The organism is Necropsobacter massiliensis (assembly GCF_000827595.2).
Lineage (GTDB): Bacteria > Pseudomonadota > Gammaproteobacteria > Enterobacterales > Pasteurellaceae > Necropsobacter > Necropsobacter massiliensis.
This window is the reverse complement of record NZ_LN776183.1, coordinates 347,522-365,320: the sequence shown is the minus strand read 5'-3', so window position 1 is coordinate 365,320 and position 17,799 is coordinate 347,522. Positions and strand designations below refer to the sequence as shown.

The following is a 17,799-nucleotide window of genomic DNA, read 5'->3' as shown; positions in this document are numbered from 1 at the left end:
TTTTTTATGTCCGCATATTATGTCCGCATAGCACAAGATTACTTATGCCGTTCCACCCATTTACCGTCCAAATAATCAACGATCCATTTTGTCGCCTTGCCATTTTTCTCAGAAGTCACATACTGGCGTTTTTCTTTGCGGCTGTAGCGAATGATCGCGGCATTTCCCTCCGCGTCCTGCTGCGGCGCATCGGCTAAATAACGCAGTTTTTCTGGTAAGCGATCACGGTATAACGCCAATTCAGCCACTTTTGCCGGGCGGGTTTCGCGTGATTTCGGGAAATTATGCGCCGACATAAACACGCCGCTGGCGCCGTCGCGCAGTACAAAATACGCATCGGATTTTTCACATTTTAATTCCGGGAAATGCACCGGTTCTTCTTTCGGTGGAGCGACTTCCCCATTCTTTAAAATCTTACGCGTGTTGTCACATTGCGTACAAGCCATATATTTACCGAAACGACCTAATTTCAGGTGCATATCGGCACCGCACTTATCACATTCCACAACTGGACCGTCATAGCCTTTGATTTTGTATTCGCCCTGTTCCACCACATAACCGTCACAGTTCGGATTATTCCCGCAGATATGCAGTTTGCGCTGCGTATCGATAAGGTAGCTGTCCATCGCCGTACCGCATTTCGGACAACGTTTCCGCTCCATTAATGCTTTAGTTTCCGATGCCTCATCCAGCACATTCAGTAATTCGGCTTCGGGAATCAAGTTTATTGTGGTTTTGCAACGCTCTTTCGGCGGCAGCGCATAGCCGGAACAGCCTAAAAAGACACCGGTGCTAGCAGTGCGAATTGCCATTTTGCGCCCGCAAGTCGGGCAGTTAATGTCCGTCAGCACCAGACTGTTCGGCTTCATACCACCTTCCAGTTCATCTAGCTCCGCTTGGCTCAGTTGCTGAGAAAAATCTTTAAAAAAGTGATTTAACTCGGTCTTCCAGTCTTTTTTACCGTTTGCGATCTGATCCAACACATCTTCCATATTGGCGGTAAAATCATAATTCATCAGCTCGACAAAAGACTGATCCAAACGATCAGTGACGATTTCCCCCATTTTTTCCGCATAAAAACGGCGGTTTTCCGTGCGCACGTAACCACGTTCCTGAATGGTGGAAATAATCGAGGCATATGTAGAAGGACGACCGATGCCACGTTTTTCCAGTTCTTTCACCAGTGCGGCTTCAGTAAAACGTGCCGGCGGCTTGGTAAAGTTTTGCTGCGGGATTACCTCTCGTAAATTTAATGTTTCGCCGACAACCACATCCGGCAATACCTGATCTTCCGTCTGCTTGCCGATTGGCGGCAGCACTTTCGTCCAACCGTCAAAGCGCAAAATACGCCCTTTGGCTTTCAGTACATAATCGCCCGCCGCGACGGTTAAGGTGGTGCTGTCATACTGTGCAGCCGGCATCTGACAGGCGACAAACTGGCGCCAGATCAAATCATATAACCGCACGGCGTCTTTTTCCATACCGACAAGCGCATCGGCTTGAATATTCACATCGGAAGGACGAATAGCCTCATGGGCTTCCTGCGCGTTATCCTTGCTGGAATAGAAGTTCGGTTTGGCAGGTAAATACGGCTGCCCGAAATGCTTACCGATATAATCACGCACCATGCCAAGCGCATCTTGGCTTAGATTGGTGCTGTCGGTACGCATGTAGGTAATATAGCCCGCTTCATACAAACGCTGCGCCAACATCATAGTTTTTTTCACACCGAAACTCAGCCGAGTGCTTGCCGTTTGCTGCAATGTTGAGGTAATAAAAGGAGCGCGCGGTTTAGAACCGGTCGGTTTGGTTTCCAATTCGGTGACACGGTAACCGGATTTCTGCAAAAAATCCACCGCACTTTTTGCCTGTTCGGCATTCTTCGGTTCGAATTTTTTGCCCTGAAACTCAGTAACATCAAGACGAATCGCGGCATGCTGCCGCGTATCGGTCAACACGTCCACTTCCCAGTATTCCTGTGGCTTAAACGCTTTGATCTCGCGTTCGCGCTCAACCAATAATTTTACCGCGACGGACTGTACACGCCCGGCTGATAAGCCGCGGGCAACTTTTTTCCACAACAACGGCGAAACCATAAACCCCACCACCCGATCGAGAAAACGCCGCGTTTGTTGGGCATTCACCCGATCCAGATTTAACTGTTCCGGTTTTTCAAATGCCTGTTTAATGGCATTTTTAGTAATTTCGTTAAACACAACGCGGCTGAAACGCGCATCATCGCCGCCAATCACTTCACGCAAATGCCAAGCGATAGCTTCCCCTTCTCTATCCAAGTCGGTCGCCAGATAAATATGATCCGCTTTTTTTGCCAGCGACTTCAACTCGGATACCACTTTCTCTTTGCCCGGTAAAATCTGATAATTCGCCGCCCAATCATGGTAAGGATCAATGCCCATGCGCTTTACCAACGCATTACGTTCTTTTTCTCGCTTGATTTGCTGTTTTTCCTGCACGCTCAATCCTTTGGTAGAAACCGGCTTGGCTTTTTCGCCGTTGCTGCTGCCGACAGTGGGTAAATCGCGGATATGCCCGACACTGGATTTCACCACATAATCACTACCTAAATATTTATTAATGGTTTTCGCCTTTGCCGGCGACTCCACAATAACCAAGGATTTACTCATCTTTTATTTACCTAATTCGTTTTATTTTGTGTAAAATTGCCGTTATATTGCTGACTATCTGTTGTTAGGTCAACCATTTTTTTAAAAAAGGCATAATAAATGGACAAACTGAATGCAATTTCCGTCTTTTGCAAAGTGATTGAAACACAAAGTTTTACCCAAGCCGCGGCACAGCAAAATATTTCCGTCGCGATGGCAAGCAAACTGGTCTCTCAGCTTGAAGAACAGCTTAAAACCCGTTTATTACAGCGCACCACACGTAAAATCGTTCCAACGGAAGCCGGCTTGATTTATTATCGTCGCTGCCAGCCGATTTTAACCGAACTGGAAGATGCCGAAGCCAGCATCAGCAATCTGGCGACAACCTTGCAAGGCAACCTAACCATTTCGATTCCGCGCGATTTCGGTTTGCGCTTTATCGCACCGAATCTGGCTTCATTTATTAAAGCCCATCCCAATTTACATATGGAAATCGAATTTAACGACCGCATGGTCGATCTGGTTTCTGAAGGGTTTGATCTCGCGCTGCGCATCGGTTATCTACAAGACAGTTCGCTGGTCGCGAAAAAAATCGCCACCTCCACCATGCACTTTGTCGCATCGCCGGACTATCTGGCACAACACGGCATACCGCAGAACCCGCAAGCGCTGGAAGAACACGATTGTCTGCTGTATAAAGCCACCGGCAATCAAATTTATTGGGAGTTCAGCGATGGAAACCGTATTCAACGTATAAAAATGCGCTCCAAATTGGTTTGCAATAACGGCTTAACCCTTGCTGAGCTGGCGAAAACAGGGCTTGGTATTATTAACTCGCCACGCTTTTTCATTGAAGACGAATTAAAACGCGGCGAACTGGTCGAAGTGCTGTCCGATTATCGTCAACAACAGCTAGATTTGCATATTGTTTACCCGCACCGCCGTCATTTAACCGCTAAGGTCAAAGCGTTTATCGATTTTATCGGCGGGCTCAATCTGTGTGCCACCAAATAACCCCAAAATGCCCAAAAAACCACCGCACTTATTCCTATTTATAAAGCCAGAAAAGGAAAATTGCTCAAACCGCCGAAACAATAAAGACCCATTAAAATAATGGGTCTTTTATAGCAAAAATGATTTCCGAAACTTAAGACTATTGGTCTTTTAATAACACGCTTCGGAAAAATAGCGTTAACGCCTTATAAATACCGAGTTATACTCTTTTGAAGTCAATATGAACCAGTTTCGGTTTGAATGGATGGCGCTGCATGGCTTGAACTTTAACAGCCACTTCTTTACCGTCGATCACCAATGTGATAACGTCGGAGTAGAATCCGTCGTGTTCTTGTGCGTTGTTTAATTCATCGTGATTTAATACGATAGAAACCGGTGCTTCACTTCCGCCATAAACGATTGCCGGGATTTGACCGTTGTGACGCAGGCGGCGGCTCGCACCCTTACCTTGCGCTGTACGAACTTCAGCGTTAAATTTAAATGCCATAATTATGTTCTCTTTAAATAAAAAATTAATCTTAAAAAATCGCAGGCGACCCAGCGATTTTCCATATTCAGCCCAAAGAATCACTTTGAGGTCGCGCATTATAATCAATTTGCCGTATTAAATCAAATAAAATCATTCAGTTAATTCTTTTTAAGGGAAAATTTTTTATAGCCATTCGCATATAAAACAAGCTACAATGACACACTGAATTTATAAGTCGTTCTGTTAATTAAAGATACGGGATTTACAATGGAATTTTTGATTAATTTTTTTACGGATTACGGTTATTTCGCGGTACTTTTTGTTTTGATTATCTGTGGATTCGGTGCGCCGATTCCGGAAGATATTACGTTGGTGTCGGGGGGGGTGATTTCCGGCTTGGGCTATACCGATCCGCATATTATGGTGCTGGTGAGCATGCTGGGGGTGCTGATCGGCGATAGCACAATGTATTGGCTCGGTCGAATTTACGGCATCAAAATTCTGCGTTTTCGCCCCATTCGTAAAATTCTGACTCTTAAGCGTTTAAAAATGGTGCGTACTCAGTTTGATAAATACGGCAATCGCGTGTTATTCACCGCGCGCTTTCTACCAGGATTGAGAGCGCCGATTTATATGGTTTCCGGCATTACTCGTCGGGTAAGTTTTTTACGTTTCGTGCTGATTGATTTTTTTGCCGCGATCATTTCGGTACCGATTTGGGTTTATCTCGGTCATTTCGGCGCCAGTAATCTGGATTGGCTGCATGCTCAGATTAAAAAAGGGCAAATCGCCATTTATATCATTATTGCGGTATTAGTGCTGTTTTTATTCTGGAAATGGAAAAAAAGTAAAACACAAAAAACGGCTTCAGAATAACGATAAAGTGCGGTTAAAATTTTCGATTTTTTAACCGCACTTTTTTGTCCGCTATGCCTTTTTATCTGTATTGAATGCAATCAAAACGCTCAACATACCAAAAGCGTTAAACACTTTATCAGACAACAGCGCCTATCCGCACCGTCTTTATGCGCGCTTAATCCAATGCCAACGGTTTGATTTTCCAAATTTTTTCTGCATATTCGGCAATGGTACGGTCGGAAGAGAAGAAACTCATATTCACGATATTCTGCAATGCGCTGTCAACCCATGCCGTCTGATCCTGATATTTTTTATCTACCGCTTGCTGCGCTTCCAGATAACTGCGGAAATCAGCAAATGCTTGATAATAATCATAAGAACGCAATGAATTCAGCAAATCATGATAGCGATGCGGTTCTTTAGCAGAAAAACGTCCGGCGTAAATTTGATCAATTACGCTGCGCAGCTGTTCGTCCTGCTGATAAACGTCAAACGGGCTATATCCGTTACGACGTAACGCTTCTACTTGCTCCACCGTATTGCCGAAAATAAAGATATTGTCTTTTCCGACATTCGCCAGAATTTCAACGTTCGCGCCGTCCAAGGTGCCCAGTGTTAATGCGCCATTTAAGGCAAACTTCATGTTACTGGTGCCGGAGGCTTCCGTACCCGCCAGCGAAATCTGTTCGGAAATATCCGCCGCCGGAATAATTAGTTGTGCCAAACTCACGCTGTAATTGGGAATAAATACCACTTTTAAGCGCCCTTTTAGACGTTCGTCCCGATTGATCACATTGGCGACATCGTTAATTAAATGAATTGTCTGCTTCGCCGCATAATACGCCGACGCCGCTTTGCCCGCCAGAATAAAGACGCGCGGTGTCCAGTCTTTGTCTGGGTTGGCGAGCATCTCGTTATAGCGCGCAACAATATGCAGCACGTTGAGAATCTGACGTTTATATTCGTGAATACGTTTTACCTGCACATCGAACAAGGCGTCCGGATTCAACTCGATCCCCAGCTTTTTCTTCACATAATCAGCCAAACGCACTTTATTTGCCCGTTTAATTTGGGGAATGGCTTTTTTCAATTCGGGGTCATCAAGGTGCGCCTTTAAATTTTCCAACTGGGATAAATCACGACGCCATTGCGTGCCGATATAACGATCAAACAGGGCAGATAAATCCGGGTTCGCCACGGCAATCCAGCGACGCGGTGTAATTCCGTTGGTGACGTTGGTGAAACGCTCAGGGTAAATACGCGCAAAATCGGCAAAGGTTGAAGTAACCATTAAATCGGAATGAATCGCCGCCACACCGTTTACTTTGTGCGAGCCCACCACCGACAACCAGCCCATGCGTACTTTGCGTGAGTCGCCCTCTTCGATTAAAGACACGCGGCGAATAAAATCCTGCTCGGAGGTAACATAAGTTCTGACATATTCTAGAAAATAGTCGTTAATTTCAAAGATGATCTGTAAATGCCGCGGTAGAATTTTCGCCATCATTTCTACTGGCCAAGTTTCCAGCGCCTCCGACATTAAGGTATGGCAGGTATAAGAGAAAATCCGACGGCACATATCCCACGCGGTTTGCCAACCGTACCCTTCCTGATCAACCAAAATATACATTAATTCGGGAATCGCCAGCGCCGGGTGAGTGTCGTTCAGGTGAATCGCCACTTTATCGGCCAGATTTTCTACGGAACCGTGCGTCCGTTTATGCCGTTTGATAATATCCTGTAATGAAGCGGAAACCAGAAAATATTCCTGACGTAACCGCAATTCACGTCCCGCCCAGGTGGAATCGTCAGGATACAGCACGCGCGATACATTCTCAATGGCGGAACGCTGTTCCACCGCGCCGAAATAATCGCCTCTATTAAAATTATCCAAACTAAAAGTATCACCGGCGTGAGCGCTCCATAAACGTAAGGTGGCGGCGCTGTTGTTCGCATAACCCGGAATCATTTGATCATAAGCCAGTGCAGTGACTTCTTCGCTGCTATTCCAAATACATTTTTTACCTTCAAAATAAATATGACCGCCGAAACGGATTGGAAAACGTTTGGATGGGCGGATAAATTCCCACGGTGTCCCCTTTTCCAGCCAAGTATCGGGTTTTTCGATCTGGCGACCGTCTTCAATCTGCTGGCGAAACATACCGTATTCATAGCGAATACCGTATCCTGTTCCGGGAATTCCTAAGGTTGCAATGGAATCCATAAAGCAAGCCGCCAGCCGACCTAAGCCGCCATTTCCCAGCCCCGGATCCACTTCTTTTTCCAGCACCTCTTCTAAATCGACATTTAGCGCTACAAGGGCATCTTTGACAAGCTCATAAACGCCCTCTGCAATCAGGGCATTGGATAAAGTTCTGCCCATCAGAAATTCCATGGATAAATAATACACACGACGCGTTTGTTCACTTCTGGCTTGGCGGGCGGTTGAAATCCAGCCCTCCGTGACCAAATCGCGTACCGCATATAATGTCGCGTTCAACCAGTCGCGCTGGCTGGCTTCCTGTGGTGAACGTCCGATAGAAAAAATTAATTTATACACAATCGCGTGTTTAAGGGATTCGGTTGAATGCTGTGGTTGGTCATAAAAGAATGGAAAATCAATATTATCGATTACCATAACGTAGATCACTCCTCATTGCTATTAAATAGAAAAACGGCGTAATTTTATTCATTATGAACAAAAATACAACAAAAATTACGCTAATTTACATGGGCGATAACAATCAGGGCAGATTACGCTGCCCTGATTAGTGTTAATTTGAGAAAAGAGACTGATATAAATCCCGATAATGCGTCGCGGCGCTATGCCAGCTGAAATCCTGTTCCATGGCGACGGTTCTGACGCTAAACCATAAACGCGGTTTCTGCCATAGCGCAAAGGCGTTGTTAATCGCCTGAGACAGCGCTTCCTTGCTCGCCTCTTGGAAAACAAAACCGGTCGCCCGTCGCGCTTTAATATTTTCAGCAGTGCTGTCAATCACAGTATCCGCCAGCCCGCCAGTTGCACGAACAAGTGGTAAGGTGCCGTATTTCAATCCGTACAATTGCGTTAAACCGCAAGGTTCAAAACGGCTTGGCACTACAATGACATCACCGCCGGCAATAATCAAATGGGATAACGCTTCATCATAACCGATTTTAACCGCAATATGCTGCGGATATTGCTGCGCCAGCCGCTGAATCCCCTCTTCTAAGTGCGGTGCGCCTGAGCCGAGAATTATCAGCTGCCCGCCCTGCTTCACGATGTCTTCCGCACTGTCAATCAACAAATCAACGCCTTTTTGTTCCGTTAACCGAGTGACCATCACAAAAAGTAATGCTTGCGGGCGCTGTGGCAAATTAAAGTAACCCTGTAACTTTTCCTTATTTCTGCGTTTTCCGGTCATGGATTTTAGCCGGTAATGATCCTCAATATAAGCATCGTTGTGCGGATGCCAGATTTGCGTATCAACTCCATTCAAAATTCCGGTTAACCGACCTTCATGGTGCAACCCGGCTAATAATCCCTGCAAACCATAACCGAATTCTGCTGAGGTAATTTCTTTGGCATACGTCGGGCTGACTGCGGTGACGGCATCGGAATAATATAAACCGGCTTTCAAATAAGAAATCTGACCGTATAATTCCAATCCGTTCACATTGAACATACTTGCCGGCAACCCGATTTCAAATAAATGATGATAAGCAAACTGCCCTTGATAAGCCAGATTATGAATAGTGAAAACAGATTTTGCCGGTCGTCCTTTATCAAACAAATATGCGCTGGCTAATCCTGCATGCCAATCATGAGCATGTACGACCTCTGCTCGCCACCAAGCATCAAGCCCGCAAGCCAGTTCGGCGCCGATCCGCCCGAGTAAGGCGAAACGCTTATAATTATCGGCATAATCGTTATACCATTGATCATGATACGGGTTGCCTGCACGGGCATATAACTGCGGCGCATCAATTAAATAGATTCCAACGCCCTTATAATCCCCATAACGCACAACAACATGACCGACGGCACTGTCATCAAATTCGGCGACCACAGCGGTATCCCAAATACCGGCGGCAATAGCCGGATAGGCAGGAATCAGAATACGGCTGTCAATACCGATGTCTTTTTGCGCAAAAGGTAACGCGCCCATCACATCCGCAAGTCCGCCGGTTTTCAGTAACGGATACAACTCTGAACAAACGTGTAATACTCTCATTTAATTTCATCTTCCTTCAAACAATCATAATAGGGTGCGAATTTACACCCTATTCAATAATCAACGGTCAGTCCAAGTGCGACTCGGAGGCCACACTTTCGCCGTTCAGTTTTTTCAGCATGGATTCCGTCACTAATACCACCCCGCCTTTGCTGACTCGAAAGCGTTTGCTGTCTTCCTCGGCATCAACACCGATTTGCATACCGTCCGGAATCACCACATGACGGTCAATAATACAGCGTTTCAATACACAATTTTTGCCGACGGTTACCTGTGGCAGCACGACGCTATGATCCACCACGGACCCTTCGTTGACTCTGACTCGGTCAAACAACACACAATTGCTGATTGAGGCATCAATAATCACACAACCGCCGGAAATCAACGAATTATCCACCGGTTTGACATTGGCGTTTTTATAGAAAAACTTCGACGGATAGGTTTGCACCGGATTACCGCGAATCGGCCAGCTTTGGTCATAAATATCCAATTGCGGGTTTTCCGAGACCAGATCAATGTTGGATTGCCAAAAACTGTCCAGCGTACCAACATCGCGCCAGTAAATTTCCCCCTCGGTATTGCGCCCCATACAGGAACGGCTAAACGGATGTGCATATAATACTCCGTCCTCTAAGGCTTTCGGTATAATATCTTTGCCGAAATCGTGCGAAGTATAAGGTGTATGCACCTCACGCTCCAAAACGTCATATAAATAATCGGCGTCAAAGACATAAATTCCCATGGATGCCAGTGAAGTATTCGGCTTGCCGACCATTGCCGGCGGATCTTTCGTTTTTTCTACAAAGGATTTCACTTTCAGATTTTCGTTTACCGCCATAACACCGAATTCCGTCGCTTTTTCACGTTCAACTTCAATACACCCCACGGTACATTTCGCCCCGCTTGCGACGTGATCCAGTAACATTTGGCTATAATCTTGTTTATAAATATGATCGCCTGCCAGAATCAAAACATATTTCGGACGATAGTGATTGCGGATGATCGCCATATTCTGATACACCGCATCAGCCGTACCGCGATACCAAGTGGAATCGTCAATTTGCTGACGCGCCGGCAACATATCAACAAATTCACCGCGTTCCTGCGGCAAAAAAGACCAGCCGGTTTGTAAATGGCGCAATAGTGAATGCGCCGCATACTGTGTCACCACACCGATACGGTTCAAACCGGAATTAATACAGTTAGACAAGGCAAAGTCGATAATCCGGCGATTACCGCCAAAATACAGCGCAGGCTTCGCACGCTTATCCGTTAATTCATAAAGACGAGAACCTCGCCCGCCGGCAAGAATAAGGACTAAAGTATCCTTAACGATCTCATATTTACTCGGTAATTTAGAAATGCTGCTACTCATAATGTTTACCTCCGCATTCATTTAACTGACAACAATATCGACTTTATCGACAACTTACATCCTGCAATATACAAAACGCCAGCTCATCGACATCCAGTTGATCTCTTCGAATTGTTGCCGACGCCGCGCTATATACCACTTTCCAGTCACCTTCTGGCAGCCGGAATGTCTGTAACCCCGCTTTCGCGTTAATTAGTAATAACCAATGTTGATCCAATCTTATCTGTAATGCTTTAATCTCACGATTATGCCAATCCACAACCGGCATTGGCGCCCCCTGAGGGGTCAGCCATTGCACATTATCATCGTTCCACCAGCTGTCATTGCGCAGGCTTTGAATCCGTTTTCGCAACGCAATCGTTTGCTTTACGGCGTGAAATAAATCTTGATTAAACCAGCTCCATTTCAACCAAGCCGTTTCATTATCTTGACAGTATGCATTATTATTCCCAAACTGAGTATTGCCGAATTCATCACCGGCCAGCAGCATCGGCGTCCCGTTCGCCAGCAATAACCCGGCTAACATACCGCAACTGGTTAAAAACCGTTCTAAATCCACTGTCCGCGCCGCATTCATTGAGCCCTCAAAACCGTGATTATAGCTGTAGTTTTTATTGCTGCCGTCGCGGTTGCCCTCGTCATTGGCAAAATTATGCTTATCGTTATAACTCACCAGATCGCGCAAGGTAAAACCGTCATGAGAGGCAATATAATTCACCGAATTGTGCGGTAGACGCTCCGCCTGTTTGAATATATCGCTTGAGCCGGCGAAACGTTCGGCAAACGTATCCAGCTCACCGCTTTTCCATAACCAGAACCGACGCATATCGTCGCGGAAACGATCATTCCATTCGGCGAAATACGGCGGGAAATGCCCCAGCTGATAACCGTTTTCGCCCACATCCCAAGGTTCGGCAATAAACTTGCAGTGGCGCAAACTTGGTGTTTGAGCGATTTCCCGAAACAGCAATGCCTGCTGATTATAAGCAGGACTATCCCGCCCCAACACTGTCGCCAGATCGAAACGAAAACCGTCCACATGACATTTTTCCACCCAGTAGCGCAAACAATCAATCACCCAATGGCGACTGATACGATGCGATAAATTCATCGTGTTGCCGCAACCGGTCCAGTTTAAATACTCACCGGATTGGTTTTGCCAATAATAGGTTTTATCATCGATCCCGCGTTGGCTGAAAGTTGGAAAATGCTTTTCCACCTCTGCCGAGTGATTAAACACCACATCCAAAATGACTTCAATACCGGCTTTATGCAAGGCTTTTACCATACTTTTGAATTCTGTCAGCGGTGTAGTTTGCGGTTGACCGGACCAATATTTCGGTTCTACGGCAAACATCGCCAATGGGTTGTATCCCCAGTAATTATGCAATCCTTTTTCCTGTAAGTGCGGTTCATCCAGATGATAATTTATCGGCAACAATTCAATAGCAGTAATGCCCAGTTCTTTCAGATAGGCGATCATTGTCGGATGTGCCAACCCCGCATAGGTGCCGCGAATATGCGGCGGTAAGTCCTCACGCAAACGGGTAAAACCTTTCACATGCACTTCATAAATCACGGTTTCCGCCCAAGGCGTTTTCGGTGCCTTATCACCGTTCCAGTTGAAGCGTTCATTGGTGATCACCGCCTTAGGCGCCAAATGCGCATTATCGCGTTTGTCATGCAGTAAAAACCATGTCCGACTTTCCGCCGAACTTAAATCAGGCTTGCCTTCCACGGTGCGGGCATAAGGGTCAAACATCAGTTTATGTGGGTTACACAGTGTTTCACCGTTTTTACCATATAAACGAAAACCGTATTTCATACCGTAATACACATCAACTAGCCAAATATGCCAGATATCATGAGTGCAGTGCATCGGCAAGCGGATTTCCTGTACATCGTTTTTATCATCAAAAAGGCATAATTCGACAGCTGATGCCTGCGATGAATAAATAGCAAAATTAAATCCGGTGACCCCTTTATTAATCTGTTGAGTACAACCCAAGGGATAAGGTTTGCCTAAGTTAATTCTTGTCATTATTCCGTTTGTCCAAATCCTTTATTTATTGTTTTATCGCGTCAACTGCGAAACGCGCTCATCTATCCATTGCACATAGCATTTTATTTTTTGACCTTACGCATCGTTTAACACCAAATAAATTGTTGCCAGCGGTGGCAGCGTCAAACTGATTGACTGCGGCTTACCATGGCTTGCAATCTCCTCACTGCTAACCGCACCTTGATTCCCTATATCCGAACCTTGGTAATACGCTGAATCGGAATTCAGAATTTCCCGATATTCGCCGCCGACATTAACTCCGATACGATAATCATAACGCGGCACCGGCGTAAAATTGCTGACCACAATCACGCGTTCGCCCTGACGGCTGCGGCGTTCAAAGGCAAATACGGAATTTTGATAATCATCCACCACCAGCCATTCAAATCCTTGCGGATCACAATCCAGCTCATACAATGGCGCATTCGCCTTATAAGTGCGGTTCAAATCTTTCACAAAATGTTGTACGCCTTGATGCCAACCGCCACCGATTGCCTCATCTAGCAAGAACCAATCTAGACTTTCTTCATAATTCCATTCGCGTCCTTGAGCAAATTCATTGCCCATAAACAATAGTTTTTTGCCCGGATAGCCCCACATATAACCATAATATGCCCGCAGATTGGCAAATTTCTGCCACGCATCGCCGGGCATTTTGTCCAATAATGACAGTTTACTGTGCACCACTTCGTCATGGGAAAGTGGTAACACAAAATTCTCACTGTATTGATAAACCATACCGAAAGTCATCAGATTATGGTGATACTGACGGTAAACCGGGTCTTTTTTCATATAGGCAAGGGTATCGTTCATCCAGCCCATATTCCACTTGAAATTAAATCCCAATCCACCGTCTTGCGACGGACGGGTTACGCCGGCAAACGCGGTGGATTCCTCGGCGATTGAAATTGCACCCGGCGCTTCGGAACCGATAATCGCGTTGGTATGTTTTAAAAATTCGATCGCTTCCAAATTTTCCCGCCCGCCGTATTGATTCGGAATCCATTGTCCCTCGGCGCGGCTGTAATCCCGGTAAATCATCGACGCCACCGCATCGACGCGGATACCGTCCAGCGCAAAACGTTCCAACCAGTATAACGCGTTGCCGGACAAAAAGTTTTTCACTTCATTACGCCCGTAATTATAAATCAGCGTATTCCAGTCCTGATGATAACCCTCGCGCGGATCGGCATATTCATACAAGGCGGTACCGTCAAAAGCCGCCAAACCGTGAGTATCGCTCGGAAAATGCCCCGGTACCCAATCCAGAATCACATTAATACCGGCGGCATGGGCTTTATCCACCAGACGACGAAAACCGTCCGGGCAGCCAAACCGGCTGGTCGGGGAATACAAACCAATCGGTTGATAACCCCAAGAACCGTCGAACGGATATTCGGACAATGGCAGAAATTCAATATGAGTAAAACCCATTTCTTTCACATAAGGGATCAATTCGTCAGCGATCTGATCATAATCCAACCAGAAATTATTGGCTAAATTGCGCCGCCATGAGCCCAAATGCACCTCATAAATTGCAATCGGTTGATCCGCACAGTTGGCTTTTTTTCGTTGCGCCGTTAATTCGGAGATCTCCGGCAAGGCGCTGATTTGTGATGCGGTATCGGGTCGAAGTTGCGAACTGAAAGCATAAGGGTCGGCTTTTAAGCGCAGCTGACCGTAGCAATCGATCAACTCAAACTTATACAATTGTCCTAATGATACTTTCGGCAGAAAGAGTTCCCAAATGCCGCTCGCCGGATGAAAACGCATCGGATGGCGACGACCGTCCCAATAGTTAAAATCGCCGACCACGGAAACACGTTGCGCATTAGGCGCCCATAAGCGGAAATTCACCCCGGATACGCCATCGCATTCCATAAAATGCGCGCCTAGCACCTCATAAGGGCGCAGATGCGAACCTTCCGCCAGCAGCCAATTATCCAATTCGCCCAACATCGGTCGGAAACGATACGGATCTTCGATAATCTGCGGCTCATTGCCCCAATACACCTGTAACTGATAGGCGAAAAAGCTACGAGTATTCGGGATCACGCCGGTAAAAAAACCTCTTTCATCCACATAATCCAGATCGGTTAGCGTCGCGTGGGTTTCTTTATCTAATACCGTTACTCGGTTGGCGTCCGGCAATAACACGCGGATTTCAATCCCGTTATCCGTTTCGTGCATACCCAGCACTGAAAAAGGATCGGAATGATTGCCGTCAAAGAACGCGTTAATTACATCTTGTGAAACTAATCTTGTCATAATAACCCCTCACTGATTCATTACCTGCCGGTTGATTCTTGTTTGTCATCCGTTGAAAGACAAAATATATGCCGGGTTGAGCTGCCTGTTGCCGCAGCATGCCTGTTTTTAAAGCACTACAGTCGAAAGAAAGAAAAAGAAACGAAAAAGAGTGGATAAAAGGAAAAAGATATTCAGACAATATTTGACCATTTTCAGCACATGATAGGTCATTGAAAATACTATCGTCGGATAAACAAAAGCCGTCGGGACAATAAGTTATCGGTTCGCTTTCCTGCTGCACCAACACCCCATTAAACAATCCGTCCACCCAACTTACATCACCCGGAGGCTGCAATAGACGACTGAAATCACGCAGGCTTTGACGACCGGCGCAAACCCAATGATCGCCAATACTGTTATTTGATATTGCGATCCCTGATTTTTGCGCCTTTTGGGTTAAACGCTCTAAAATGGGAATGCTCATTTTTGTTTCCAACAACGATAAAAACTGGAGAATATGGTTATTCTATCTAAGCAGACCACAAACACAACGCTTTTAGGCTGATTTAGTGATCTTCATCAACAATATCGTTAACAATAAATTCACACCAATCGATCACATCCCGTTCATGCACGCCGTTGGCAATAAAAACACCCGCCGCTTTTACCGTTGCCGGGTCGCCCGAAATTAACGGATGCCAGTCATACAACGGCTTATTTTCATATAACAAACGATAAGCACAGGTGCTGGGCAACCAACTGAAATCGGGCAAGTTTTTTTTCGTCAATTTGGTACAATCGGGCTCTAGCTGAAAACGTCGTTTATAATGACCGCACTTTCCGCTGTCCAGATCCAATAAATTGCAGGCGATACGGGTAAAATACAGTTTCTGGCGTTTTCCCCTGCCCTCAATAAATTTGCGGTAACAACATTTACCGCAACCGTCACACAACGCTTCCCATTCAGCCTCGTTCATCTCTGGCAGGGATTTGGTTTCCCAGAATTTCGCCTCTAACTGCATGCTATATTCCCGCATAAACAAAAGTGCGGTTGAAATTCAGCCAAATTTAACCGCACTTTTAAAGATTTATCACAATCCTGTCAACCTGAGACTAAAAGCCTTCTTTCAGACTCACCGTTAAATTAAACACCAGGTGTTCCGGTCGACTGTCTTTGCTGTCGGCACAGTAGTAGCCTTCGCGCTCAAACTGGTAGGCTTTTTCCGCTTCAGCATTTGCCAGATTGCGCTCCACAAAACCTTGTTTCACCACAAGAGAATGCGGATTTAACACTGCGTTGATATCTTCGGCGGCACTCGGATTCGGCACCGTAAACAAACGATCATAAAGGCGGAACTCTGCCGCTAGATTGTCCGTTGCCGACACCCAATGGATAACGCCTTTCACTTTGCGTCCGTCCTGCGGGTTGGTACCCAGCGTTTGTGCGTCATAAGTGCAGTACACCGTGGTGATATTGCCCTCGGCATCTTTTTCCACCCATTCCGCTTTAATAATGTAGGCATTGCGTAAACGCACCTCTTTGCCCAGCACTAAGCGTTTATAGTGTTTATTCGCTTCTTCACGAAAATCCGCCCGATCGATATAAATTTCTCGAGTCAGCGGAATCTGGCGCGTACCCAATTCTTCCCGATTCGGGTGATTCGGCACAGTGAGCAGTTCACTTTTTTCCGGCTCGAAATTCTCAATCACTACTCGCAACGGATCCAACACCGCCATAGCGCGCGGCGCGTTAACGTTCAGATCATCGCGGATACAGCTTTCCAGCGCGCTGTATTCCACCACATTATCCTGTTTAGTCACACCGATCCGGCGACAGAATTCACGAATCGACGCCGGCGTATAACCGCGGCGACGCAGCCCTGAAATGGTCGGCATACGCGGATCGTTCCAGCCGTCCACCACACCTTCTTCCACCAGTTTCAGCAGTTTCCGTTTGGAGGTTAAGGTATATTCCAGATTCAGACGCGAAAATTCATACTGATGCGGCAACGGGCGTTCAATGGAAATATTGTCCAGTACCCAATCGTATAAACGGCGATTATCCTGAAATTCCAGCGTACACAACGAATGCGTAATCCGTTCCAACGCATCGGAAATACAATGCGTGAAGTCATACATCGGATAAATGCACCATTTATCCCCGGTCTGATGGTGGCTGGCGAATTTAATCCGGTACAGCACCGGATCGCGCATTACCATAAACGGCGATGCCATATCAATTTTGGCTCGCAGACTTGCGGCGCCCTCGGCAAATTCGCCATTACGCATTTTCTCAAATAACGCCAAATTTTCCGCCACTGGGCGATCACGGTAAGGGCTGTTTTTGCCCGGTTCGGTCAGCGTACCACGATATTCGCGCATTTGTTCCGGCGACAGCTCGTCCACATAAGCCAGCCCTTTTTCAATCAATTCAACGGCATACCCGTGCAGTTGATCGAAATAATCCGAAGCATAACGCGGTTCACCCTGCCATTGAAAACCCAGCCATCTGACATCCTGCTTAATGGAATCCACATATTCCACATCTTCTTTGACCGGATTGGTGTCGTCAAAACGCAGATTGCACAGCCCCTGATAATCCTGCGCAATACCGAAATTCAGGCAAATAGATTTAGCATGTCCGATATGCAAATACCCGTTGGGTTCAGGCGGGAAACGGGTATAAACATTATTCAATCTACCACTGGCAAGATCTTCATCAATAATCTGGCGGATAAAATTCGTCGGGCGATTGTCACTCGACTGTGTATCAATATGGCTCATTCTGACCTCAATTAACGTAATCTTTTTTAATTAAAAATTGGCGCTTATTCTACCCTGTTTACAATCAGAATACAAAAGTGCGGTTGCTTTTCGACAAATTAATGGTAAAATCCGCAACGCAAAAAAATGAACGAACGTTCATTCAG

12 protein-coding genes are annotated in these 17,799 nt (G+C 46.1%); 2 read left to right on the top strand and 10 right to left on the bottom strand.

All coding sequences use genetic code 11. The features are described from left to right. Positions 1–38 precede the first annotated feature (38 nt). On the bottom strand, positions 39–2,645 hold the full coding sequence (topA, locus tag BN3349_RS05570) for a type I DNA topoisomerase (RefSeq protein ID WP_040976355.1): 2,607 nt from the start codon (positions 2,643–2,645) through the stop codon (positions 39–41). A gap of 99 nt (positions 2,646–2,744) precedes the next feature. Between topA and BN3349_RS05565 the strand changes: the two genes are divergently transcribed. Continuing rightward, the gene (locus tag BN3349_RS05565) at positions 2,745–3,638 is read left to right on the top strand and encodes a LysR family transcriptional regulator (RefSeq protein WP_040976354.1); all 894 of its coding nucleotides are present in this window, start codon (positions 2,745–2,747) and stop codon (positions 3,636–3,638) included. A gap of 199 nt (positions 3,639–3,837) precedes the next feature. Here BN3349_RS05565 and rplY read toward each other — a convergent pair whose 3' ends face one another. Beyond that, positions 3,838–4,125, bottom strand: coding sequence for a 50S ribosomal protein L25 (gene rplY / locus BN3349_RS05560; RefSeq protein ID WP_040976509.1), 288 nt, complete (start codon positions 4,123–4,125; stop codon positions 3,838–3,840). A gap of 249 nt (positions 4,126–4,374) precedes the next feature. Here rplY and BN3349_RS05555 point away from each other — a divergent pair, with 249 nt between their 5' ends. Beyond that, positions 4,375–4,983 (top strand): DedA family protein, encoded by a 609-nt coding sequence (locus BN3349_RS05555; RefSeq protein WP_040976353.1) that lies wholly within the window; start codon positions 4,375–4,377, stop codon positions 4,981–4,983. 157 nt (positions 4,984–5,140) lie between these two features. On the opposite strand, the gene BN3349_RS05550 is transcribed toward BN3349_RS05555, so the two are convergent. The 8 genes from BN3349_RS05550 to glnS form a co-directional block, all read right to left on the bottom strand. Continuing rightward, positions 5,141–7,603: a glycogen/starch/alpha-glucan phosphorylase gene (locus BN3349_RS05550; protein ID WP_040976352.1), complete on the bottom strand. Its 2,463-nt coding sequence runs from the start codon at positions 7,601–7,603 to the stop codon at positions 5,141–5,143. Between the two features lie 136 nt (positions 7,604–7,739). After that, positions 7,740–9,182, bottom strand: a complete 1,443-nt coding sequence (glgA, locus tag BN3349_RS05545; protein ID WP_040976351.1) for a glycogen synthase GlgA — start codon at positions 9,180–9,182, stop codon at positions 7,740–7,742. A 67-nt stretch (positions 9,183–9,249) separates the two neighbouring features. Then, positions 9,250–10,557: a glucose-1-phosphate adenylyltransferase gene (gene glgC, locus BN3349_RS05540; RefSeq protein ID WP_040976350.1), complete on the bottom strand. Its 1,308-nt coding sequence runs from the start codon at positions 10,555–10,557 to the stop codon at positions 9,250–9,252. Positions 10,558–10,600: 43 nt separating this feature from the next. Further along, entirely contained in the window at positions 10,601–12,598 is a 1,998-nt protein-coding gene (glgX, locus tag BN3349_RS05535; protein ID WP_040976349.1) for a glycogen debranching protein GlgX, read from the bottom strand. Between the two features lie 96 nt (positions 12,599–12,694). After that, the gene (gene glgB, locus BN3349_RS05530) at positions 12,695–14,887 is read right to left on the bottom strand and encodes a 1,4-alpha-glucan branching protein GlgB (protein WP_040976348.1); all 2,193 of its coding nucleotides are present in this window, start codon (positions 14,885–14,887) and stop codon (positions 12,695–12,697) included. After that, on the bottom strand, positions 14,856–15,353 hold the full coding sequence (locus tag BN3349_RS05525) for a hypothetical protein (protein WP_040976347.1): 498 nt from the start codon (positions 15,351–15,353) through the stop codon (positions 14,856–14,858). The genes glgB and BN3349_RS05525 overlap by 32 nt, the downstream gene beginning before the upstream one ends. 82 nt (positions 15,354–15,435) lie before the next feature. Further along, positions 15,436–15,891, bottom strand: a complete 456-nt coding sequence (locus BN3349_RS05520) for a YcgN family cysteine cluster protein (protein ID WP_082024881.1) — start codon at positions 15,889–15,891, stop codon at positions 15,436–15,438. A gap of 91 nt (positions 15,892–15,982) precedes the next feature. After that, entirely contained in the window at positions 15,983–17,653 is a 1,671-nt protein-coding gene (glnS, locus tag BN3349_RS05515) for a glutamine--tRNA ligase (RefSeq protein WP_040976345.1), read from the bottom strand. Positions 17,654–17,799: the final 146 nt, after the last annotated feature.

Bases quoted from the DNA above. Each gene is read 5' to 3' on its own strand.
- topA (WP_040976355.1), bottom strand. From the start codon at position 2,645: ATGAGTAAATCCTTGGTTATTGTGGAGTCGCCGGCAAAGGCGAAAACC.
- BN3349_RS05565 (WP_040976354.1), top strand. From the start codon at position 2,745: ATGGACAAACTGAATGCAATTTCCGTCTTTTGCAAAGTGATTGAAACA.
- rplY (WP_040976509.1), bottom strand. From the start codon at position 4,125: ATGGCATTTAAATTTAACGCTGAAGTTCGTACAGCGCAAGGTAAGGGT.
- BN3349_RS05555 (WP_040976353.1), top strand. From the start codon at position 4,375: ATGGAATTTTTGATTAATTTTTTTACGGATTACGGTTATTTCGCGGTA.
- BN3349_RS05550 (WP_040976352.1), bottom strand. From the start codon at position 7,603: ATGGTAATCGATAATATTGATTTTCCATTCTTTTATGACCAACCACAG.
- glgA (WP_040976351.1), bottom strand. From the start codon at position 9,182: ATGAGAGTATTACACGTTTGTTCAGAGTTGTATCCGTTACTGAAAACC.
- glgC (WP_040976350.1), bottom strand. From the start codon at position 10,557: ATGAGTAGCAGCATTTCTAAATTACCGAGTAAATATGAGATCGTTAAG.
- glgX (WP_040976349.1), bottom strand. From the start codon at position 12,598: ATGACAAGAATTAACTTAGGCAAACCTTATCCCTTGGGTTGTACTCAA.
- glgB (WP_040976348.1), bottom strand. From the start codon at position 14,887: ATGACAAGATTAGTTTCACAAGATGTAATTAACGCGTTCTTTGACGGC.
- BN3349_RS05525 (WP_040976347.1), bottom strand. From the start codon at position 15,353: ATGAGCATTCCCATTTTAGAGCGTTTAACCCAAAAGGCGCAAAAATCA.
- BN3349_RS05520 (WP_082024881.1), bottom strand. From the start codon at position 15,891: ATGCAGTTAGAGGCGAAATTCTGGGAAACCAAATCCCTGCCAGAGATG.
- glnS (WP_040976345.1), bottom strand. From the start codon at position 17,653: ATGAGCCATATTGATACACAGTCGAGTGACAATCGCCCGACGAATTTT.